This is a genomic window from Lutimaribacter saemankumensis, from assembly GCF_900100005.1.
GTDB classification, from domain to species: Bacteria; Pseudomonadota; Alphaproteobacteria; order Rhodobacterales; family Rhodobacteraceae; genus Lutimaribacter; species Lutimaribacter saemankumensis.
Genome location: NZ_FNEB01000001.1, coordinates 772,356 through 793,431 on the forward strand (window position 1 = coordinate 772,356; position 21,076 = coordinate 793,431).

Sequence of the window (21,076 nt, forward strand, 5' to 3'; positions counted from 1 at the left end):
TGCCAATTCCTTCATCTTGCCCCAAATACTCAGGCCAACCATCCCCACGCCGCCTGGCCAATGGCAGGGGCACAGACGCAGGCCAAGCACCGCACGACGAGGCCCGTGGCCGAGGACGTGCGCATCCTGCGCGCCGAAGGCGCTCGACCGGATCAGGCGTTGCAGCCCAAGCCACCGGTATTGATATGTGCAACTCGCCCTCACCGCGCCTACATCCGGAACACGCCGAACTTCGTCTCGCCAATCGGCGCGCACAGCGACGCGGACAAGGACAGCGCCAGCACGTCGCGCGTCTTGCGCGGATCGACGATGCCGTCATCCCAAAGCCGCGCACTGGCATAGAGCGGGTGGCTCTGTTCCTCGAACATCTCGATCGTGGGGCGCTTGAACTCGGCCTCTTCCTCGGGTGACCAGGTTCCGCCCGCGCGTTCGATGCCGTCGCGTTTCACCGTGGCCAGCACGCCCGCCGCCTGTTCGCCGCCCATCACGGAAATCCGGCTGTTGGGCCATGTCCACAGAAAGCGCGGGCTGTAGGCGCGGCCCGCCATGCCGTAATTGCCCGCCCCGAAAGAGCCACCCACCAGCATGGTGATCTTGGGCACCTGCGTGGTGGCCACCGCCGTCACCATCTTGGCGCCATGGCGCGCTATGCCTTCGTTCTCGTATTTGCGGCCGACCATGAAGCCTGTGATGTTCTGCAGGAAAACCAGCGGGATACGGCGCTGGCTGCACAGTTCGACGAAATGCGCGCCCTTCACGGCGGATTCGGAAAACAGCACGCCATTGTTGGCCACGATCCCGACCGGGCATCCCTTCACATGGGCAAAGCCGCAAACCAGAGTTTCGCCAAAGCGCGGCTTGAACTCGTCGAAGCGCGACCCGTCCACCACGCGGGCGATCACCTCGCGGATGTCGTAAGGCGTGCGCAGATCTGACGGAACGACGCCCAGAATCTCGTCGGGGTCATAGGCCGGCTCTTCGGGCGATTGCCACTGCACGCTGCCAGGTTTCGTGCGGTTCAGGTGCGAAACCGCGCGGCGCGCCAGCGCGAGCGCGTGAGCGTCATCCTCGGCCAGGTAGTCGGCCACGCCGGAAAGACGGGTATGCACGTCGCCGCCGCCCAGGTCTTCGGCGCTGACCACTTCGCCCGTCGCCGCCTTGACCAGCGGCGGCCCGGCCAGAAAGATCGTGCCCTGCTCCTTGACGATGATCGTCACGTCCGACATCGCCGGCACATAGGCCCCGCCCGCGGTGCACGACCCCATCACCACTGCGATCTGCGGGATGCCCTTGGCCGACATGTTCGCCTGGTTGAAGAATATCCGCCCGAAATGGTCGCGGTCGGGAAACACCTCGTCCTGCTGCGGCAGGTTGGCGCCGCCCGAATCCACAAGGTAGATGCAGGGCAGATGGTTCTGTTCCGCGATTTCCTGGGCGCGCAGGTGTTTCTTGACGGTCATCGGGTAATAGGTGCCACCCTTCACCGTGGCGTCGTTGCACACGATCATGCATTCGTGTCCCGACACGCGCCCGATGCCGGCGATGACGCCTGCACATGGCGCAGCGCCGTCATACATGCCATGCGCCGCCGTGGCCCCGATCTCCAGGAACGGCGATCCCGGATCGAGAAGGTTGGCCACCCGTTCGCGCGGCGGCATCTTGCCCCGGCTGACATGGCGGTCACGCGCCTTCTGACCGCCGCCGGCAGCGGCCAGCGCGGCCGCTTCTTCGACCACGCGCAGCGCTTCGAGATGGCCCGCGCGGTTTGTCTGGAACTGGTCCGAGGACGGGATGGCTTGGGAATGCAGTTTCATGTGATTTCCACCCGATGAAGTAAAGGTTGAAACGCGCCGGGCGCGGTCGCGGCTCGGCCACGGGCCACCAGCCCCCTGCGGTGACCTTTGCGAAACGGTGACGCGATGATTTTTCGGTTTTGATCCAGATCATTGCCGGGTTGGACAAAGCGGATCACGCTGGATTTCAGGACGAACGCACGCAACACGTTAGCAACGAGAGAACGACCATGAAGAAGACATTGCTTGCCGCTTCCGCCGCTGCCATGGCGCTTGCCATCGGCGCGCCTGCCTATGCGCAATCCAAGGGCGACATGACCCTGGGCCTCGGCATCGGCTGGGTGAACCCGCCGGGTGCTGACGGCATGGGTGGCGCGCTTGACGTCAAGGAAGACGTCCGCCCCACGCTGACCTTCGAATACTTCATCGCCGACAATATCGGCCTCGAAATCCTGGCGGCCACCCCGTTCGAACACGAGCTGGTGGTCGGAGGCTCGTCCATCGGAACGACCAAGCACCTTCCGCCGACCATCTCGGTCAACTACCACTTCCCCACGGGCGGCAAGGTCACGCCCTTCGTCGGCGCAGGTGTGAACTTCACCCACTTCTGGGACGAACCGACCGGCATCTCCATCGATGACAGCTGGGGCTTCGCGCTGCATGCGGGCGCCGACTTCGCGATCAGCGACAGCGCTGCGATCCGGGCCGATATCCGCTATATCCAGATCGAATCCGACGTGTTCTCGGGGGGGACCAAGATCGGCACCGCCGAAATCAACCCGGTGGTTCTGGGCGTGTCCTACATCATGAAGTTCTGACATCCGATACCGTCGTGCCGGGCGTGTCATGCCGCCCGGCCACATAACGGCGAACCTGCAGCCCGCGCCCGTCATGGGGTTTCCCTCTCACGGTTGGCGCGGGCTTTCAGTTCCTTGCGGATGACCTTGCCCGTGACGGTCATCGGAAGCGCATCCAGAAACCCGATTTCCCTTGGGTAGGAATAGCTTGCAAGCCGCTCCTTGACCCATTCCTGCAGCTCGGCCGCCAATGCGTCGCTGGCCTGCGCACCGTCCTTCAGCACGACATAGGCCTTGACGATCTCGGTGCGCATCGGGTCGGGCTTGCCGACGACGCCCACGGTGGCGACCGCCGGATGGGTCAGCAGGCAATCCTCGATCTCGGCCGGACCGATGCGATAGCCCGAGCTGGTGATCACGTCGTCCTCGCGTCCGACGAAACGGATGAACCCGTCCTCGATGACACCACGATCGCCGGTCAACATCCACTGACCGCGAAACTTTTCGCGGGTGGCTTCGGGCTTGCGCCAGTATTCCAGAAGCATCGCGGGGCTGCCCGCGCGCACGGCGATGTCGCCCTCGCCGCCAGTCTCGGCCCCGTCCCCGTCGATCACGGCCACGCGGTGCCCGGGCACCGCGCGCCCGATCGCGCCGGGGTGCGGATCGAACAGCGCCGCGCAAGAGCTGGCAACCATGTTGCATTCGGTCTGACCGTAAAATTCATTGATCGTCACGCCGAAGGCGCGCCGCCCCCAATCCAGCATCTCGGCGCCCAGCGGCTCACCACCCGACGCGACCGACCGCAGCCCCGGTATCGCCTGATCGGCAGCCTTGAGCATGCGCAGCGCCGTGGGCGGGAAGAAAACGTTGCGCACGCCCGCCTGCTCGACGATGCGCGCTGCGCCGCGCGGGGTGAATTTCGCCATCCGGGCCGCCACGACCGGCACGCCCAGCGCCAGCCCCGGCATCAGCACGTCGAACAGCCCGCCGATCCACGCCCAATCCGCCGGCGTCCAGAGGCAATCGCCCGGCTGCCCCAGGAAATCGTGACTGATTTCGACGCCCGGCAGATGGCCGGTCAACACACGGTGCCCGTGCAGCGCGCCCTTGGGCGCACCCGTCGTGCCGCTGGTATAGATCAGAACGGCAGGGTCGTCGGGCGTCGTATCGACACCGCCACTGGCCTGGGTGCTATTCGGCAGATCGGCCTGCCGCAGGGCCGCCACCCCCATGCCCGACAGCATCGAAGCGCCCTCGTCATCGGTGACGACGACGCCCGCGCCGTTGTCATCCAGCCGCGATTGCAGCGCGTCACGCCGGAACAGCTTGAACAGCGGCACCGAGATCGCGCCGATCCGCCACGCGGCAATATGCGCCGCAGCGCACAGGAACGACTGGCTCAACAAAACGCCGACGCGGTCGCCCCGCAGAACACCACGTTCGATCAGCGCGTTCTCCACACGGCGCGAAAGGTGCCAGAGTTCACCATAACTCAGCTCACGCCGCACCCCGTCCGTCACATCGATCAGAGCGATCCGGCCGGGTTCGTGCACGGCCCAGCCATCACAGACCTGGTGGGCCATGTTCAGACGGTCGGGCAGATCCCATTCGAACCGCGCGCACAGGGTCTCGTAGTCTTTGGCAGGCGTCAGCATTGCATCAACACTCCCTCGGCGCGGCGATGGGCAAGCCTGCCGTAGACGTCCACGAAATATTCCCGCACGGCACCGCCGCAGGCGCAGCGCACCACCAGCCACAGCCCATCCGACGCCGCCGGCCGCGCGGCGCAATCGCTGATCCTTCCGCCCTCCTCGGCGTAAAGCGCGGCCATGCGCTCGATCACCTCGGTCTCGCCCGGCGCGGCACTGCGCGCCCCCAGAAGATAGCCCACCAGGGCGGCCAGCGCGACCAGCGCGGCCACGGGGGCCCATATGCGCAGGCCAGGCGTCATGCCGGGAATGCCGCGCCGCGTGCCATCACTGCATCGCGGCCATCAGCTCGCGTCCGACCAGCATCCGGCGGATTTCGCTTGTGCCCGCGCCGATCTCCATCAGCTTGGCATCGCGGAAAATCCGGCTCACCACGCTGTCGTTCAGGAAACCCGCGCCACCAAAGGCCTGCACCGACTGGTGCGCAACGGTCATCGCGACCTCGCTTGCGTACAAAACGCAGGCCGCCGCGTCCTGGCGTGTCACCTCGCCCCGGTCACAGCTTTTCGCCACCTCGTAGACATAGGCACGGGCCGAATTCATCGCCGTGTACATGTCCGCGATCTTGCCCTGCATAAGCTGGAAATTCCCGATCGGCTGGCCGAACTGCTTGCGCTCGACCATGTAGGGCATGACCTCGTCCATGCAGGCCGCCATGATGCCCGTCCCGATACCCGACAGGACCACCCGTTCGTAATCCAGACCCGACATCAGCACCGCGACGCCCCGGCCCTCTTCGCCCAGCACGTTTTCGAAAGGCACTTCGCAATCCTCGAAGATCAGCTCGCCGGTGTTCGATCCGCGCATGCCCATCTTGTCGAAATGCGGCCCCTGCGAAAAGCCCTTGAACCCCTTCTCGATGATGAAGGCGGTCATGCCCTTGGCGCCAGCCTCCGGGTCGGTCTTGGCATAAACCACCAGCGTGTCGGCATCCGGGCCGTTTGTGATCCAGTATTTCGATCCGTTCAGCACGTAATAGCCGTTGCGCTTGTCGGCACGCAGCTTCATCGACACCACGTCGGACCCGGCCGAGGGCTCGGACATCGCCAACGCACCGACATGCTCGCCCGAGATCAGGCCGGGCAGGTATTTCTTCTTCTGCTCTTCGTTGCCGTTCAGCTTGATCTGGTTGACGCAGAGGTTGGAATGCGCCCCGTAAGACAGGCTGACCGAGGCCGAGGCCCGCGCGACTTCCTCGACCGCGATCGTGTGCGCCAGGTACGACATGCCCGCGCCGCCATATTCCTCGTCCACGGTGATGCCCAGCAGGCCCATGTCGCCCATCTCGCGCCACAGCTCGGCGGGAAACTCGTTGGTCTGGTCGATCTGCGCCGCCAGCGGCTTGATCCGCTCCTGCGCCCAGCGGTGCACGGTTTCGCGCAGCGCGTTCACATCCTCGCCCAGGTCGAAATTCATCGTTGCATGGAACATGCGGCCCCTCCCAAGGGTTTATTGAACACTTGTTCATTAAATGACACGAAACTCCGAGTCGGGTCAAGCGCCTGCAACGCGGCGCGTCCGCCGCCCGCATCTTCATCTTGCCGGAAATACTCCGGGGGTCTGGGGGCAGCGCCCCCAGCCGGTCGGATCGGCGTAGCCGATCCGAAACCGGTCTCAGCCCGCGACGCCCTGCCAGACTGCGCCGACCTCGCCCCGGATGATGCGGGCGATCAGGCGGCAATCCTCGACGCTGAAGGTCAGCGGCAGGCGCATGTCGATGATGCCGCGCAACACCCGGTCGCTTGCCGGCATCGGGCGCGATGGCGCATAGCGCCAGCTATCGTAGCGGCTGGTGAAACCGACGGGCTCCGCCCCGCCGAACCACTTCAGCTCGACCCCGCGCGCGGCGCAGCGGCGGATCACCTCCTGCACGGGTTCGACCGCCCAGTCGAGCAGCAGGAACTGGATCGACGAGCCCACGTAGTATTCCTCGTCCGGCCGCTCCACGACCGTCAGGCCCGGCGTGCCGCGCAGCCCGTCCTCGACCGCGCGGTAGCGTTCGTTCCAACGCTCGCACTGCTCGGACAAGCGGCGCAGCTGCGGCCGCAGGATGGCCGCGCGCAGGTGATCCATGCGCCCCGACACGTTGGGCGTTTCATAGCGGATCGTGTCGAACACGTCGGGGGCCGGCGCGGCCAGGTGGCGGTCATAGAGCATGTAAGACCCCGACAGCATGACCGCCCGCGCCATCACTTCGGCGTCGTCCGTGACAAGAAACCCGCCTTCGCCCGAGTTCAGGTGCTTGTAGGTCTGCGTGGAATAGCAGCCGATCACACCGTCGGTGCCCGACAGCCGCCCGCGCCAGCGCGCCCCCATCGTGTGGGCGCAATCCTCGATCACGCGGATGCCGGCCGCATCGCAGATCGCCATCAGCCGGTCCATGTCGGCAAGGTGCCCGCGCATGTGGCTCAGCATCAGGACATCGGCCTCGTCCGCCTTGGCCGCCAGATCGTCAAGGTCGATCACCAGCGCCTCGGTCACGCCGACGAACACCGGCACGGCACCGACACTGGCGATCGCCCCCGGCACCGGCGCCAGCGTAAAGGCGTTGGTCAGCACCTTGTCGCCCGGCTTGACGCCCAGCGCCCGCAGCGCACAGCCCAGCGCATAACCGCCCGAGGCCACGGCCAGGCAGTATTTCACGCCCATGGCCGCGGCGAATTCCTGCTCAAGCAGCGCCACCTCGCCGGGGTCGTCGCCCGCGACATTGTACCGATGCAGTCGGCCCGAACGCATGACACGCACCGCCGCCTCGATCGCATCGTCGGGGATCGGCTCCTGCTGGGTGAAATTGCCGGTGAACATCTCTGTCATGGGCACAACAGATGCGCCAAGCCCGCGCACCCGTCAATGTCGCGGGGCGACATTTCACATGTCGCGAATGTCCGGTTCGGCCTTTGTGCAACAGGCGAGGCTGATCCCGAAAGGGGCCGCCATGACCACAAATCCGATCGACTTCATCCACACGCTCGACGCCGCCGCCATCCCCGCGCCGGTTCTCGCACAGGCAAAACTGTCCCTGCGCGACCTCATCGGCGTCGCCGTGGGGGGCAGCGCCACGCGGCTCGCGGGCATCATCCGCGATCACGCGGCCGAGGACATGCCCGGCACCATGCCGATCCTGTTCGATGGGCGCGGCAGCACGGCCGCCGGTGCGGCACTGTCCGCGGGCATGGTGATCGACAGCCTGGACGGGCATGACGGGTTCAACCCCTCCAAGGGGCATATCGGCTGCCCGCTCCTGCCGGCGATGCTGGCCCTTGCGCACGGTGACTGCACCGGGGCCGACTTCCTGCAAACACTCGTGATGGGTTATGAATTCGGCGCCCGCGCCGCCATCGCGCAACATGGCAGCGTGCCGGATTATCACACGTCGGGCAGTTGGGGCGCGGTGACCGGGGCCGCCGCCGGCGCACGGCTGCGCAAACTCGATCCCGGACAGACCCGGCACGCGCTGGGGATCGCCGAATATCACGGCCCCCGCAGCCAGATGATGCGCGTGATCGACCATCCAACCATGCTCAAGGACGGATCGGGCTGGGGCGCGCTGTGCGCGGTCCAGGCCGTGCAGATGGCCGCGCGCGGGTTTACCGGCGCCCCGGCCATCACCGTCGAAGAAGCGCCGCAGGTCTGGGGCGACCTCGGTCGGCGGTGGTACATGCTGGAACAATATTACAAGCCCTACCCGGTCTGCCGCTGGGCGCAGGCCCCGGTCGAGGCAATCCTGTCGCTCCGCCGTGCCCACGGCCTTGCACCGGAAGACGTGGCGCGCATCGAGGTCGAAACCTTCCACGAAGCCGTCCGCCTCGCCACCAACCGTCCCCGCACCACGGAAGAGGCGCAGTATTCGACATCCTTCCCCTGCGCGCTGGCCATGGTGCATGGCGATGTGACCCCCGCCGCGCTGATGGACACCGCGCTTGACGATCCGCGCGTCCTGCGCCTGTCGGAAGGGCTGGAAATGGTCGAAAGCGCCCATGCCAACGGGCCCTTCCCGCTGAAGCGCCTGGCACGTGTGCGGCTGCACCTTGTGGACGGCCGGGTGCTGCAAAGCGGCTGGACCGAACCGCGCTGGGATCACGACGCCCCGCCCACCCCGGACGAGCTGCACGCGAAATTCACCGCGCTCGCCGCCCCCCTGGGCCAGACGCGCGCGCAGGCCATCGCGGATGTCATCGACACGCTCGAAACCCGCCCGCTCGACGATCTCCGCACGCTGCTGGCGCGGCCGATCTAGCCGATCAGCCGCCGCACGACGCCCGGCAACTCGTCGAAATGACCGATCAGGGCCTCGGGCGCGAGATCGGCAACACCGGTGCCGGCCGGGCCGAATGTCACCAGCACAACCGGAACGCCCGCGGCGCGCGCAGTTTCGCGGTCGGTATTGGTGTCCCCGATCAGGCAGGCGCGCGCCGGGTCGCCGCCCGCACGGCGCACGGATTCGCGGAATGGCTCGGGGTCGGGCTTGCGTACCGGCAGCGTGTCAGCCCCGATGAGCGAGGCAAAGGCATCCCGCACACCCAGCCTTTGCAACAGCACCTCGGCCAGACCTTCGGGCTTGTTGGTGCAGATGCCGACAGCGTAACCCGCACCGCGAAGCGCATCCACGGCCTCCATCGCGCCGGGATAGAGCTTCGTGTGCACGTCGATCGCCGCGCCGTAGGCGTCCAGCAGAACAGGGTAAAAGCGTTCGATCTGCCCGGCGACATCCTCGTGCGCGACACGCTCCAACCCCAGCTTCAGCATCGCGCGCCCGCCGTGAAATGCCGTTAGCATATCGCCAACGGGATCCAGAACATCTCCCAGGCCCATATCGCGGAAACAATGGTTCGCCGCGGCGATCAGATCGCCGCTGGTATCCGCAAGCGTCCCGTCCAGATCGAATATCACAGTGCGCATGGCACCCCCTGCTCTTTGGCGGAAAACCGCGAATCCCTGTCACAATCGGCAATCTCAAGTGATGCCGCCCCCGCTTGCGCCATGGCGGCAAGCCCTTATAACGGCGCAAAGATATAACGAACGAGTTTTATTATGACCACGGCCCTGATCGTCCTTGCCGCAGGCATGGGGACGCGCATGAATTCCGACTTGCCCAAGGTGCTGCATTCGGTCGCCGGCGCCCCCCTTCTGATCCATGCGATGAAATCCGGCGCCGGACTGGACCCCGCGCACACGATCATCGTGGCCGGTCACGGCGCGGAGGCGGTGGGCAAAACCGCGCGGTCCTGGGACGAAACCGCGCGGATCGTGCTGCAGGAAGAACAGAAAGGCACCGCCCACGCCGTCGACATGGCGCGTGACGCACTGGCCGATTTCGACGGCGACGTGATCGTGCTTTATGGCGACACGCCTTTTATCCGGCCCGAAACGCTCGAGGCGATGCAAGAGGCGCGCGCGCAGCACGATATCGTCGTGCTCGGGTTCGACGCGGCCGATCCCGGTCGCTACGGGCGGCTGGTGATGGATGGAGACAGGCTGGAACGCATCGTCGAATACAAGGACGCGTCAGATAAGGAACGCGCGATAACCCTTTGCAATTCTGGCGTTATCGCAGCCGACTGCAAGGCACTGTTCGACCTGGTTTCCGAGATCGGCAACGACAATGCCAGCGGCGAATATTACCTGACGGACATCGTGGCCCTTGCCCGCGCCCGCGGGCTGGGCGCGACGGTCGTCACCTGCGCGGAATCCGAGACCATGGGCATCAACAGCCGCGCCGAGCTCGCCCGCGCCGAAGCCGCCTTTCAGGCCCGCGCCAGGGACGAGGCGCTGGAAAACGGCGTCACGCTGACCGCCCCCGAAACCGTGTTCTTCGCCCATGACACCGTGATCGGCCGCGACAGCATCGTCGAGCCGCACGTCTTTTTCGGCCCCGGCGTCACCGTGGAAAGCGGCGCCACGATCCGCGCGTTCAGCCATCTGGAAGGTTGCCATGTCAGCCGCGGCGCGGTTGTCGGCCCCTATGCACGCCTGCGCCCCGGTGCGGAACTGGCCGAAGACGTTCGGGTCGGCAATTTTGTCGAGGTCAAGAACGCGATCCTCGACGAAGGCGCCAAGGCAAACCACCTGTCCTATATCGGCGACGCGCATGTCGGCGCGGGCAGCAATATCGGGGCGGGCACGATCACCTGCAACTATGACGGCGTGATGAAGCACCGCACGGAAATCGGCGCGGGCGCCTTTATCGGCTCGAACACGATGCTTGTGGCCCCCGTCAAGGTGGGCGCGGGCGCGATGACGGCCTCGGGCTCGGTCATCACCCGCGATGTCGAGGACGAGGCCCTGGCCCTTGCCCGCGCCGAGCAAACCAACAAGCCCGGCATGGCGCGCAAGCTGTTCGAAATCCTGAAGGCCAAGAAGGCCAAACGCGACAAGGGAGAGGCATAATGTGCGGCATCGTCGGCATCCTGGGCACACACGAGGTCGCCCCCACCCTGGTCGAGGCGCTGCGGCGCCTGGAATACCGCGGCTATGACAGCGCGGGCATCGCCACGGTGAACGAAGGCAAGCTCGACCGCCGCCGCGCAGTGGGCAAGCTGGTCAATCTCAGTGACCTGCTGGTCCATGAACCGCTGGCCGGCAAGGCCGGTATCGGCCACACCCGCTGGGCCACGCATGGCGCGCCGACCGTGGGCAATGCGCATCCCCACCGCGCCGGAACGGTCGCCGTCGTGCATAACGGCATCATCGAAAACTTCCGCGAATTGCGGGCCGAAGCGGCCACGCACGGCCGCAAGCCGGAAACCGAAACGGATACCGAAACCATCGCGATGCTGGCCGCGCAGTACATGGATCAGGGCGACGATCCCGTCACGGCGGCGCGCAAGACGATTGCCCGCCTCGATGGCGCCTTCGCGCTGGTGTTTCTGTTCGACGGCCATGACGACCTGATGATCGCCGCGCGGAAAGGCAGCCCCCTGGCCATCGGTCACGGCAAGGGTGAAATGTATGTAGGCTCGGACGCCATCGCCCTGGCGCCGCTGACCGACCGCATCACCTATCTCGAAGAAGGGGACTGGGCCGTCGTCACCCGCGCGGGCGTGGAAATCCGTGACGAGCACGGCAATCTTGCGAACCGTCCGGTCAAGACCATACGCATGGACGCCACGCGCATCGACAAGGGCGGCCACAAGCATTTCATGGCCAAGGAAATCGCCGAACAGCCCCATGTGATCGGCGAGGCGCTGAACCACTATCTGACCGCGGATGGCACGGGCATCAACGTGCCCGAAAGCCTGCCGGATTTCCGGGGTGTGGAACGGCTGGTCCTGGTCGCTTGCGGCACCGCCTACTATGCCTGTGTGACCGCGAAATACTGGTTCGAACGCATCGCCCGCCTGCCCGTCGAGGTCGATATCGCCAGCGAGTTCCGCTATCGCGAACCGCCCGTGACCGATGGCACCGTTGCGCTGTTCGTCAGCCAGTCGGGCGAAACGGCCGACACTCTGGCGGCGCTGCGCTATTGCGCGGACAAGGCGGCGCATGTCGTGTCGGTCGTGAACGTCCCGGAAAGCTCGATCGCACGGGAAAGCGGCACGGCCCTGCCGATCCTGGCCGGCGTCGAAGTCGGCGTGGCATCGACCAAGGCCTTCACCTGCCAGTTGACGGTGCTTTACCTTCTGGCGCTGAAAGCGGCGCAGCAGCGCGGACATCTGGATGCCGATGCGCTGACCGACCGGCTGAGCGCGCTGCGCTCGTTGCCGGGTATCCTCAATCATGCGCTGGCGCAGGACCGCAGCGCGAAAAAGGTCGCGCGCAAGCTGGCCGAGGCCGACGACATCCTGTTCCTCGGGCGCGGCCTGATGTATCCGCTTGCGATGGAAGGCGCCCTTAAACTAAAGGAAATCAGCTATATACATGCCGAAGCTTATGCATCGGGCGAACTGAAACACGGCCCCATCGCCCTGATCGACAAGCGGATGCCCGTCGTGGTCATGGCCCCGAAGGACAAGCTTTTCGACAAGACCGTTTCGAACATGCAGGAGGTGATGGCCCGCGGTGGAAAGGTGACGCTGATCACCGACGAGGCCGGGCTGGACGAGGCCGGCGACGGCGTGACCAACACGCTCGTCATGCCCACCGTGCCCGATGATCTTGCCCCGATCCTCTATGCGATCCCGGCCCAGCAACTGGCCTATCACACCGCCATCGCGAAAGGCACCGACGTGGACCAGCCGCGCAACCTGGCCAAGTCGGTGACGGTCGAATGACGCCAGACGACGCTCTTGATGCCTTGCGCGCCGCCGCCGAACCCGGACGCGCCGAAGGCATGGCGCAATATCACAGGGCGCCCCGGACCTATCTCGGGGTGCCGAACCCGGTGCTGAACGACCTGACCAAAGAGTGGCGGCAGGAAATGTACGTCCCCGCCCGCGTGGCGCTGGCAGACGCGTTGTGGAAAACCGACATCTTCGAGGCGCGGCTTGCCGCCGCCAAGCTGTTGACACAGGCAAGGCTGCGCCCCGACGACAGCGCGGCCTGGGCCCTGATCGTGTCATGGGTGCCGGATTTCGACAGCTGGGCCATTGCCGATCATGCGATGATGGCCGGCCAGAAACGCCTTGTCGCAGACCCTGCCCGCATCGACGAGGTCGAAACCTGGACCAAATCCGACAGCCACTGGACACGGCGCGCGGCCATGGTCATCACCCTGCCCTTCGCCAAGCAGAACCATCCCGACGAAACCGAAACCGCAATCCGCGAACGAGTTCTGGAATGGGCGGCCACCTATGTGCGCGACCCCGAATGGTTCATCCAGAAATCCGTGGCCTGGTGGCTGCGCGACCTGTCAAAGCACGACCCCGACCGGGTGCGCGCGTTCATGGCCGAAAACGGGCGGCAAATGAAGAAATTCGCCCGCAAGGAAGCCGAAAAATACCTCTGACGGTGTTTATCCGTCTGTAAACACGCGGATTTCCGGCAAACCGGCCAATGGCGCACCGATCAGGCGCATGGCAGCCAGCGACAGCCGACTGCCGGCCGTCGCGGCGCCGTCGATCGGGATCAGGTCCACCTGCGCGCTTTTCCCGTCATATTCCACCCGGCCCTTGGCCGGACTTCGCACCAGCGGTGTTTCCAGCCAGAAACCGGGCCGCGCCGGATCGCCCAGCGTCGCGATCGTCGCGCCCAGATCGCGCGCGCCCCCGGCCGCGGGTGAGGCGGCAGCCGCGCGTTCCTCGGCGGTGGTTGTGTCCAGCGCCTCGGCCGTGCGGGCCCCGGCGGGCGGCACGCGCGCCGCACCGCTGTCGGGCCGTGCCACGGGACGAAGCTGCCCTTCGCCCGGCGGTGCGGGTGGAAATTCGGCGGCATCCCGTCCTGGCAACAACGAACATGCCGCCAGCAGAGGTGCGAAAATCATCGGGAAAAAAACACGCTTCATGCCGGGGAGATTAGGAGCAAAACACCAACCGCGCAACGCAATCCCCCCTTGTCCCGGCGCTGTGCCGCGCATAGGTTCGGGGACATGACCGATGCCCCGCTCATAGACCCGTTTGCGCGTCCGATCAGCTATTTGCGTGTTTCGGTCACCGATCGCTGCGACTTCCGCTGCGTCTACTGCATGTCCGAAAACATGACCTTCCTTCCCAAGAAGGAACTGCTGACGCTGGAAGAGCTTGACCGCATGTGCTCGACCTTCGTGCGGCTGGGGGTGGAGAAGCTGCGCATAACGGGCGGTGAGCCCCTTGTGCGACGCGGCATCATGTCGTTCTTCAATTCGATGACCCGTCACCTTGAAAGCGGCGCCCTCAGGGAACTGACGCTGACGACGAATGCCAGCCAGCTCGACCGTTTTGCGGACGATCTCTATTCGGCGGGCGTGCGCCGGGTGAACGTGTCGATGGACACCCTGGATGAGGCGAAATTCGCTGACATCACCCGTTGGGGCCGGCTGCCGCAGGTTCTGCGCGGCATCGACGCCGCCCAGCGCGCCGGCCTGCGTGTCAAGATCAACGCCGTTGCGCTCAAGGGTTTCAACGAGGATGAACTGCTGTCCATGACCGAATGGTGCGCCGAGCGCGACATGGACCTGACCTGGATCGAGGTCATGCCGATGGGCGATATCGGCAACGAGGACCGGCTCGACCAGTATTGGCCGCTCAAGGATCTGCGCGCGACCCTGGCCGAGCATTACACGCTGACCGATCTGGCCGAGCGCACGGGCGGCCCTGCACGGTATGTACGGATCGAAGAGACCGGCCAGAAAATCGGGTTCATCACGCCGCTGACGCATAATTTCTGCGAAAGCTGCAATCGCGTGCGCCTGACCTGCACCGGCGAGCTTTACATGTGCCTCGGACAAGAGGACATGGCCGATCTGCGCGCGCCGCTTCGTGCGCACCCGGACACCGACGCCCCCCTGGAAGAGGCCATTCGCGCCGCCATCGCCCGCAAACCCAAGGGCCATGATTTCGATTACTCCCGGCAGACCGTGGACGGCCGCGTCAGCCGCCACATGAGCCACACAGGCGGATGACGACCGGCGCGCCCCTGCCGGTGCGCCTGTATTCGGGGCTGTCCGCACTTCTCTATCCGATGTTCGCCCGTCGCGAGGCCGACAAGCTGCGCGCGGCTGGCATGGAAACGCGCATCGGTGAGCGGCAGGGCCGCGCGACCGCCGAACGGCCAAAGGGCCGGCTGGTCTGGTTTCACGCCGCAAGCGTCGGCGAAAGCCTGTCCGCGCTGCCGCTGATCCGGGCGTTGGGAAAGGCGCATCCGGACTGGTCCTTTCTGCTGACATCCGGCACCACCTCTTCGGCGCAGATACTCGGGCAGCGCCTGCCGCCACGGACACGTCATCAATTCGCGCCGATCGACGGCAAACCCGCGCTGCGGCAATTCCTGGCGCATTGGAGGCCCGATGCGGCCGTCTTCATCGAAAGCGAATTATGGCCCAACATCCTGCGGATGCTGCGGGCACGGGGCATCCCGATGGCGCTGTTGAACGCGCGGATTTCGGACAAGACCGCGCGCAACTGGCAGCGTGTTCCCGGCACCGCACGGTTCCTGCTGGGCGGCTTCGCGATGATCCATTGCCAGGACCAACGCACCGCCGATCACTTTCACGCCCTGGGCGTACCGGGCGCGCGGACCGGGCAGAACCTCAAAGCCGTCGCCGGCCCCCTGCCCGTCGATCTGCCCGAGTTGGAGAGGATGCGCGGCGCGATCGGCAAGCGCCCGGTCTGGGTCGCAAGTTCGACCCATCCCGGCGAAGACGAGATCATGGCCGAGGCGCATCTATCGCTTCTTTCCGATCACCCAGAGCTTTTGCTGATCCTGGTCCCCCGCCACATCGACCGCGCGGACGCGATCGAGGCGATGCTGCGCCAATCGGGGCTGAGCGTGTCCCGCCGCAGCCGGGGCGAGATGCCCCAGGGGGCCGTCTACCTGGCCGACACGTTCGGCGAAACGGGCCTGTGGTATGCGCTGTCCCCGATCGTGTGCCTGTGCGGATCGTTCACCCCGGTTGGCGGGCATAACCCTTATGAGCCCGCGCATGCGGGCGCCGCCGTGCTGCATGGCCCGCTTTATGCGAATTTCACCAATGCCTATGCCGAATTCGGGGTCGCCGGCGGCGCGACCGAGGTCGCGGACGCCACCGCGCTGGCGACTGCGATGGCCGAAATGCTGAACAACCCCAGCCACCTTGCATCCGAACGCGCCGCCGCCCGCAGCTTTGCCGAAAGCCAGGCACAGGCCCTTGACCAACTTGTCACGCAACTGGCAGACGCACTGGCGCCACAGCGTTAACAAAGGGCGCCCCATGACAGACCCCGCGCAAATCGACGTCATCGCCCCGAATTTCAAGAAACGCCTGTCGGGTGTCACGTCGACCGTAATCCGGCTGGTGCCGCTGCAGGCGCGCGAAATCGCGATTGCCACCACCGGCCCCGAGCTGCCCGCCGACATGCCGCAGATCCCGCTTTCGGCCCTGCCGCTGATGTCGCGCAGCGGCCCGTCCGGGGCCCGCGTCTGGCACGCGCGCCGCAACATCGAGATGCTGGCCGGTCTGGGCCTGAAATACCTTTTGGGCAAACGGCTGAAGCTGATTTTCACCTCGGCCTCGCAGCGGCATCACACATGGCTGACCAAATGGCTGATCCGGCAGATGGACGCGGTGATCGCGACCTCGGACAAGACCGCAAGCTACCTTGAGCGGCAGGCCACGGTGATCCGCCACGGGATCGATACCGAGACTTTTTGCCCGGTCGACGACAAGGCCGCGCTGCGCCGCGACCTGGGCCTGCCCGAAACCGGCCCGATCATCGGCTGCTATGGCCGCATTCGCGCGCAAAAGGGCACGGACGCCTTCGTTGACGCGATGCTTTGCATCCTGCCCGACCATCCCGGCGCGACGGCCATCGTCATGGGCCGCGCCACCGACAAGCATCAGGATTTCGAACAGGATCTGAAAAACCGCGTGGCCGCCGCCGGATTGTCGGACAGGTTGCTGTTCCTGCCCGAGGTGCCGGTCTGGGAAATGGCGCGCTGGTACCAGGCGCTGGATCTCTATATCGCGCCGCAGCGGTGGGAAGGCTTCGGGCTGACCCCGCTCGAGGCGATGGCCTGCGCCGTGCCCGTGATCGCCACCCGCGTCGGCGCCTTCGAGGAATTGATCGTCGATGGTGGAACGGGTGCCCTGATCGACGCGGGCGACGTGGACCAGATGGTCGCCGCGACCGATGCGGTCCTGCGCGACCCTGCGCGACTGGCCGCCTGGTCGCAGGCGGCCCGCCAGCACGTGCAGGATCATTTCCGCATCGAACAGGAGGCCGCCGCGATCATCGCGATCTACCGGTCGCTGCTGAAGCGCGGCTGACCGTCAGGCAGCCGGCATCCGCTTTTCGACCAGTTCGGCCCACCACGAACAGCCTGCCGGGATCGCCTCGTCGTCGAAATTGTATTCCGGGTGGTGCACCATCGCGGTGTCGCCATTTCCGACAAGGATATAGGCGCCGGGCCGCTCTTCGAGCATGAAGGCGAAGTCTTCGCCACCCATGACCAGCGGTGCCTCGTCACAATTGCCCGCGACCGCGCGGGCCACTTCGGCTGCGAATTCGGTCTGTTCGTCGTGGTTCACCATCACCGGGTAGTTGCGGAAATAGTTCAGCTTGATCGTTCCGCCGAACGTCGCCGCCACCCCGTCGCATATCGCCTGCATCCGGGTTTCGGCCAGATCGCGCAACTCGTTCGACAGCGTGCGGACGGTTCCCTTGATCGACACGCGCTGCGGGATGACGTTGAACGCCTTGGACGAGGTTTCGAACGAGGTGACCGACACCACGATGTTGCCCACCGGATCGGCATTGCGGCTGACGATGGATTGCAGCGCGGTCACCAGGTGCGCGGCCATCAACGTGGTATCGACCGTTTCCTGCGGCTTGGCGGCGTGGCCGCCCTTGCCCTCGCATTCGATCTCGATCAGGTCGGTCGCGGCAAAGAACGGCCCCGGCCGAATGGCAAAGCTGCCGACGGGGCGGCCGGGCCAGTTATGCATGCCATAGACCTCCTGGATGCCCCAGCGGTCCATCATGCCGTCATTGCACATCTCGCGGCCACCGCCGCCGCCTTCTTCGGCGGGCTGGAAGATCACAACCACGGTGCCGTCGAAATTACGGGTCTCGGCCAGGTACTTGGCCGCGCCCAGCAGCATCGCCGTATGCCCGTCATGGCCGCAGGCATGCATCGCGCCATCGGTTTTCGACGCATAGGGAAGGCCCGTCTGTTCATGGATCGGCAGCGCATCCATATCCGCGCGCAGACCGATCACCTTGCCCGACCCGGTTGCCTTGCCCTTGATGACGCCCACGACGCCGGTCTTGCCGATGCCGGTCACCACCTCGTCGCAGCCGAACTCTTTCAGCTTGTCGGCGACGACCGCGCTGGTGCGGTGCGTATCGAACAGGATTTCCGGGTGTTCGTGCAAATCCCGGCGCCATTCGGTGATTTCATCGTGCAATTCTGCAAGTCGGTTTTTGATCGGCATGATCTGAGACTCCCCTGTCGTCACGGTTTCGCGGCATGGTGTGGGGACGGCGCGGGAATGTCCAGCACCCGTCAATTGTCCGTAGCGTCCAGAGGCCGCAATAGACCTGCGATCTGCTCGCGCATCCAGCGATGCGCGGGATTGGCTGAATGCCGTTTGTGCCAGATCATCATGATATCCGCTCGGTCGAGCGCGACCGGAGCCTCGTAAATGTCGAATCCCGCCATGTCCCTGACCCGGTGGGCCAGCGTCGAAGGCAACAACCCGATCAGGTCCGACCCCGCAACGGCGCGATAGACACCCGAGAACACCGGCAGCGTCATCACGACCCGCCGCGTGCGCCCGATCCGTTCCAGCGCCAAATCTCCCATCGCGCTGTCATTGCCTTCGACCGAAAAAATCACATGCCCGAGATCACAGAACAGATCGAGCGGAACCATATCTCCGGGCGCGATCCCTGCACCGGCCAGCCGGGGATGACCTTTGCGGGCGATCACACTGAAGGTTGACGAGAAAACCCGCTGCCCCTCGATCCAGCCCGGCAAAGCGGTGCGCGGCAATAGCGCGATATCGACCTCGTAGCGGTCCAGCGTGTCGACATAGTTGTCCGGCACGAGATCGACCAGATGCACCCGCACGCCCGGCGCCGCGACGGCCAATCTGTCGGCCAGCTGCGGCATCAGCATTTCGGCAAAGAAATCGCTGCCCGATATCCTGAACCGGGCGGTCGATACCGCCGGATCGAAAGGATCTGGGCGGCGGATCACACGTTCGACCGCCTGCAGCGCCTGCGCAAGCGGCTCGGCCAAAGACAGGGCGTAGTCCGTCGGCTCCAGCCCCTGCCCCTTGCGAAAGAAAAGCTGGTCGTCCAGCACCAGCCGAAGCCGCCCCAACGCTGCCGAAACCGCAGGCTGCTACAGACCCAGCCTCTCGCCCGCGCGGACGGTAGACCGTTCCTGAAGCAACGCATCCAGAACCCGCAGGAGGTTGAGATCAATGCCCGTCAAATTACTCATGTGAATAGCTTTAATACAATAAATCGATTTATCGAATTAATTTTCGGATGCTAGGCTCGGTCCCATCCCGGCGCGAAGCATTCGAGATACCGTCACTCTCGCGCCGGAAACCTTGAGGACCAAGACTATGCGACCCATTGCGAACCTGTTCTTTCTTACCGGTGCAATCTTTGCTCTTTGCGGGATGGTCTGGGGCATCCAGATGTCTGCCAGCCACGATCACAGCCTGTCGCCCGCCCACGGCCACCTGAACCTGATCGGGTTTGTCTCGATGTCGGTTTTCGGCGCCTATTACGCGCTCTCGCCCGGCGCGGCGCAATCGATGCTGGCGCGCGTTCACTACGCTCTTGTCACGGCAAGCGTGCTGGTTCTGGTCCCTGGAATCGTTCTGGCGATCCAGGGCCAGACCGAGGTCATGGCCAAGATCGGATCCGTCCTGGCCGTGGCCTCGATGGCGCTTTTCGTTCTGATCGTTCTGCGTAACCGGGCTGGCCAGACGGTGACGTCAAGCGCGCAGCCGGCCGAGTAATCAAAACGGTGCAACGGGATGCCGGTCAGTCGGCCGGCATCCGCTTTTCCACAAGCTCGGCGAACCAGCTGCACCCGACCGGGATCGCGTCGTCTGCGAAATCGTATGCCGGGTGGTGGCACATGGCGGTATCGCCGTTGCCCAGGAAGATATAGGCCCCCGGCCGGGCTTCCAGCATATAGGCGAAATCCTCGGCCGGCATGATCGGCGGCGTGTTGCGGTCGACATTGCCCGCACCCGCGACGGCCGCGGCGCAATCGGCTGCGAATTCCGCCTGCTCCTCGTGGTTCACGGTCGGCGGATACCCGCGCTCGTACTGCACAGTGGCGGTCGCGCCATGGCTGGCGGCGATACCCGTTGTCAAAGCGGTCAACCGCTCTTCGACCAGGTCGCGCACATCGGCGTCGAAACACCGCACCGTCCCGCGCAGCTTGACGGTCTGGCTGATGACGTTCTGCGTATCGCTTTCGGTACGGAACGTGGCCACCGTCAGTACGGCGTTCTTCACCGGGTCGACATTGCGCGACACGATCCCGTTCAACGCAACGACGATCTGGCTACCCACCAGCACCAGATCGATCGCCTCGTGCGGAACGGCCGCGTGCCCGCCCCTGCCTTCCAGCGTGATCACGAATTCATCGGCCGAGGCCATCTGCGGGCCGGGGCGGATCGCGAATTGCCCCACGGGCATGCCCGGCATGTTATGGAGCCCGTACACCTCTTGTACGCCGAACCGGTCCATCAGGCCGTCCTCGACCATCTCGCGGCCACCGCCGCCGCCCTCTTCGGCGGGCTGGAAGATCACGACCACCGTACCGTCGAAATTGCGGGTCTCGACCATGTATTGCGCCGCGCCCAAAAGCATCGCGGTGTGCCCGTCATGGCCACAGGCATGCATGGCGCCGGGGGTCTTGCTGGCGTAGGGCAGATTCGTGATCTCGTCCATCGGCAGCGCGTCCATGTCGGCGCGCAGGCCGATCACCTTGCCGGATGCAGTCTTGCGGCCATGGATGACACCGACGACACCGGTGCGCCCGATGCCTTCCACCACCTCGTCGCATCCGAACGCGCGCAGCTTCTCCGCCACGAAGGCCGAGGTGCGGTGCGTGTCGAACAGGATTTCGGGGTGCTCGTGCAGATCGCGGCGCCAGGCTGTGATCTCGTCATGCATTTCGGCCAGACGGTTCTTGATGGGCATCTCTTGGGGCTCCTTGCTTGGTGCGGCAACACTGCCCCAAGCCTCGACGG

19 protein-coding genes are annotated in these 21,076 nt (G+C 65.4%); 9 read left to right on the forward strand and 10 right to left on the reverse strand.

What is annotated here, in order from left to right; genetic code table 11:
• Positions 1-209: 209 nt before the first annotated feature.
• On the reverse strand, positions 210-1,814 hold the full coding sequence (locus BLT50_RS03855; RefSeq protein ID WP_090026600.1) for a carboxyl transferase domain-containing protein: 1,605 nt from the start codon (positions 1,812-1,814) through the stop codon (positions 210-212).
• A 209-nt stretch (positions 1,815-2,023) separates the two neighbouring features.
• Here BLT50_RS03855 and BLT50_RS03860 point away from each other — a divergent pair, with 209 nt between their 5' ends.
• The gene (locus BLT50_RS03860; RefSeq protein WP_090027080.1) at positions 2,024-2,611 is read left to right on the forward strand and encodes an OmpW/AlkL family protein; all 588 of its coding nucleotides are present in this window, start codon (positions 2,024-2,026) and stop codon (positions 2,609-2,611) included.
• Positions 2,612-2,682: 71 nt separating this feature from the next.
• Here the strand turns inward: BLT50_RS03860 and BLT50_RS03865 are convergent, their stop codons facing one another.
• The 4 genes from BLT50_RS03865 to BLT50_RS03880 form a co-directional block, all read right to left on the reverse strand.
• On the reverse strand, positions 2,683-4,245 hold the full coding sequence (locus tag BLT50_RS03865; protein ID WP_090026602.1) for an AMP-binding protein: 1,563 nt from the start codon (positions 4,243-4,245) through the stop codon (positions 2,683-2,685).
• Positions 4,239-4,541 carry a hypothetical protein gene (locus BLT50_RS03870; RefSeq protein WP_090026604.1) on the reverse strand — a complete coding sequence of 101 codons (303 nt, stop codon included), beginning with the start codon at positions 4,539-4,541 and terminating at the stop codon, positions 4,239-4,241. Before BLT50_RS03870 ends, BLT50_RS03865 begins: the two co-directional genes overlap by 7 nt.
• Positions 4,542-4,566: 25 nt before the next feature.
• Positions 4,567-5,730, reverse strand: coding sequence for an isovaleryl-CoA dehydrogenase (locus BLT50_RS03875; protein ID WP_090026606.1), 1,164 nt, complete (start codon positions 5,728-5,730; stop codon positions 4,567-4,569).
• A 183-nt stretch (positions 5,731-5,913) separates the two neighbouring features.
• Positions 5,914-7,113: a DegT/DnrJ/EryC1/StrS family aminotransferase gene (locus BLT50_RS03880; RefSeq protein ID WP_090026607.1), complete on the reverse strand. Its 1,200-nt coding sequence runs from the start codon at positions 7,111-7,113 to the stop codon at positions 5,914-5,916.
• Between the two features lie 121 nt (positions 7,114-7,234).
• On the opposite strand from BLT50_RS03880, the gene BLT50_RS03885 reads away from it, so the two are divergent.
• Entirely contained in the window at positions 7,235-8,536 is a 1,302-nt protein-coding gene (locus BLT50_RS03885) for an MmgE/PrpD family protein (protein ID WP_090027082.1), read from the forward strand.
• Here the strand turns inward: BLT50_RS03885 and BLT50_RS03890 are convergent.
• On the reverse strand, positions 8,533-9,198 hold the full coding sequence (locus BLT50_RS03890) for an HAD-IA family hydrolase (RefSeq protein ID WP_090026610.1): 666 nt from the start codon (positions 9,196-9,198) through the stop codon (positions 8,533-8,535). The two genes, BLT50_RS03885 and BLT50_RS03890, sit on opposite strands and share 4 nt — an antisense overlap.
• A 132-nt stretch (positions 9,199-9,330) precedes the next feature.
• Between BLT50_RS03890 and glmU the strand changes: the two genes are divergently transcribed.
• The 3 genes from glmU to BLT50_RS03905 are packed head-to-tail and all read left to right on the forward strand — an operon-like array spanning position 9,331 to position 13,183.
• Positions 9,331-10,686 (forward strand): bifunctional UDP-N-acetylglucosamine diphosphorylase/glucosamine-1-phosphate N-acetyltransferase GlmU, encoded by a 1,356-nt coding sequence (gene glmU / locus BLT50_RS03895; protein ID WP_090026613.1) that lies wholly within the window; start codon positions 9,331-9,333, stop codon positions 10,684-10,686.
• Positions 10,686-12,509 (forward strand): glutamine--fructose-6-phosphate transaminase (isomerizing), encoded by a 1,824-nt coding sequence (glmS, locus tag BLT50_RS03900; protein ID WP_090026615.1) that lies wholly within the window; start codon positions 10,686-10,688, stop codon positions 12,507-12,509. The genes glmU and glmS overlap by 1 nt, the downstream gene beginning before the upstream one ends.
• Positions 12,506-13,183: a DNA alkylation repair protein gene (locus BLT50_RS03905; protein ID WP_090026617.1), complete on the forward strand. Its 678-nt coding sequence runs from the start codon at positions 12,506-12,508 to the stop codon at positions 13,181-13,183. Before glmS ends, BLT50_RS03905 begins: the two co-directional genes overlap by 4 nt.
• 6 nt (positions 13,184-13,189) lie before the next feature.
• On the opposite strand, the gene BLT50_RS03910 is transcribed toward BLT50_RS03905, so the two are convergent.
• Complete coding sequence (locus BLT50_RS03910; protein WP_090026619.1) at positions 13,190-13,678, reverse strand: hypothetical protein; 489 nt, start codon at positions 13,676-13,678, stop codon at positions 13,190-13,192.
• Between the two features lie 84 nt (positions 13,679-13,762).
• On the opposite strand from BLT50_RS03910, the gene moaA reads away from it, so the two are divergent.
• Genes moaA through BLT50_RS03925 form a run of 3 tightly spaced genes read left to right on the forward strand, consistent with a single transcriptional unit; the run spans position 13,763 to position 17,116 of the window.
• Complete coding sequence (moaA, locus tag BLT50_RS03915; RefSeq protein ID WP_090026621.1) at positions 13,763-14,773, forward strand: GTP 3',8-cyclase MoaA; 1,011 nt, start codon at positions 13,763-13,765, stop codon at positions 14,771-14,773.
• Positions 14,770-16,047: a 3-deoxy-D-manno-octulosonic acid transferase gene (locus BLT50_RS03920; RefSeq protein WP_090026623.1), complete on the forward strand. Its 1,278-nt coding sequence runs from the start codon at positions 14,770-14,772 to the stop codon at positions 16,045-16,047. The genes moaA and BLT50_RS03920 overlap by 4 nt, the downstream gene beginning before the upstream one ends.
• A gap of 13 nt (positions 16,048-16,060) precedes the next feature.
• The gene (locus tag BLT50_RS03925; protein WP_090026625.1) at positions 16,061-17,116 is read left to right on the forward strand and encodes a glycosyltransferase family 4 protein; all 1,056 of its coding nucleotides are present in this window, start codon (positions 16,061-16,063) and stop codon (positions 17,114-17,116) included.
• Between the two features lie 3 nt (positions 17,117-17,119).
• On the opposite strand, the gene BLT50_RS03930 is transcribed toward BLT50_RS03925, so the two are convergent.
• Complete coding sequence (locus tag BLT50_RS03930) at positions 17,120-18,283, reverse strand: M20 aminoacylase family protein (RefSeq protein WP_090026627.1); 1,164 nt, start codon at positions 18,281-18,283, stop codon at positions 17,120-17,122.
• A gap of 71 nt (positions 18,284-18,354) precedes the next feature.
• A complete protein-coding gene (locus BLT50_RS03935; protein ID WP_245723270.1) occupies positions 18,355-19,158 on the reverse strand; it encodes a LysR substrate-binding domain-containing protein in 804 nt (267 codons plus the stop codon).
• 268 nt (positions 19,159-19,426) lie between these two features.
• Between BLT50_RS03935 and BLT50_RS03940 the strand changes: the two genes are divergently transcribed.
• A complete protein-coding gene (locus tag BLT50_RS03940) occupies positions 19,427-19,828 on the forward strand; it encodes a hypothetical protein (protein WP_090026629.1) in 402 nt (133 codons plus the stop codon).
• A gap of 25 nt (positions 19,829-19,853) precedes the next feature.
• Here the strand turns inward: BLT50_RS03940 and BLT50_RS03945 are convergent, their stop codons facing one another.
• A complete protein-coding gene (locus BLT50_RS03945; RefSeq protein WP_090026631.1) occupies positions 19,854-21,026 on the reverse strand; it encodes a M20 aminoacylase family protein in 1,173 nt (390 codons plus the stop codon).
• Positions 21,027-21,076 lie beyond the last annotated feature (50 nt).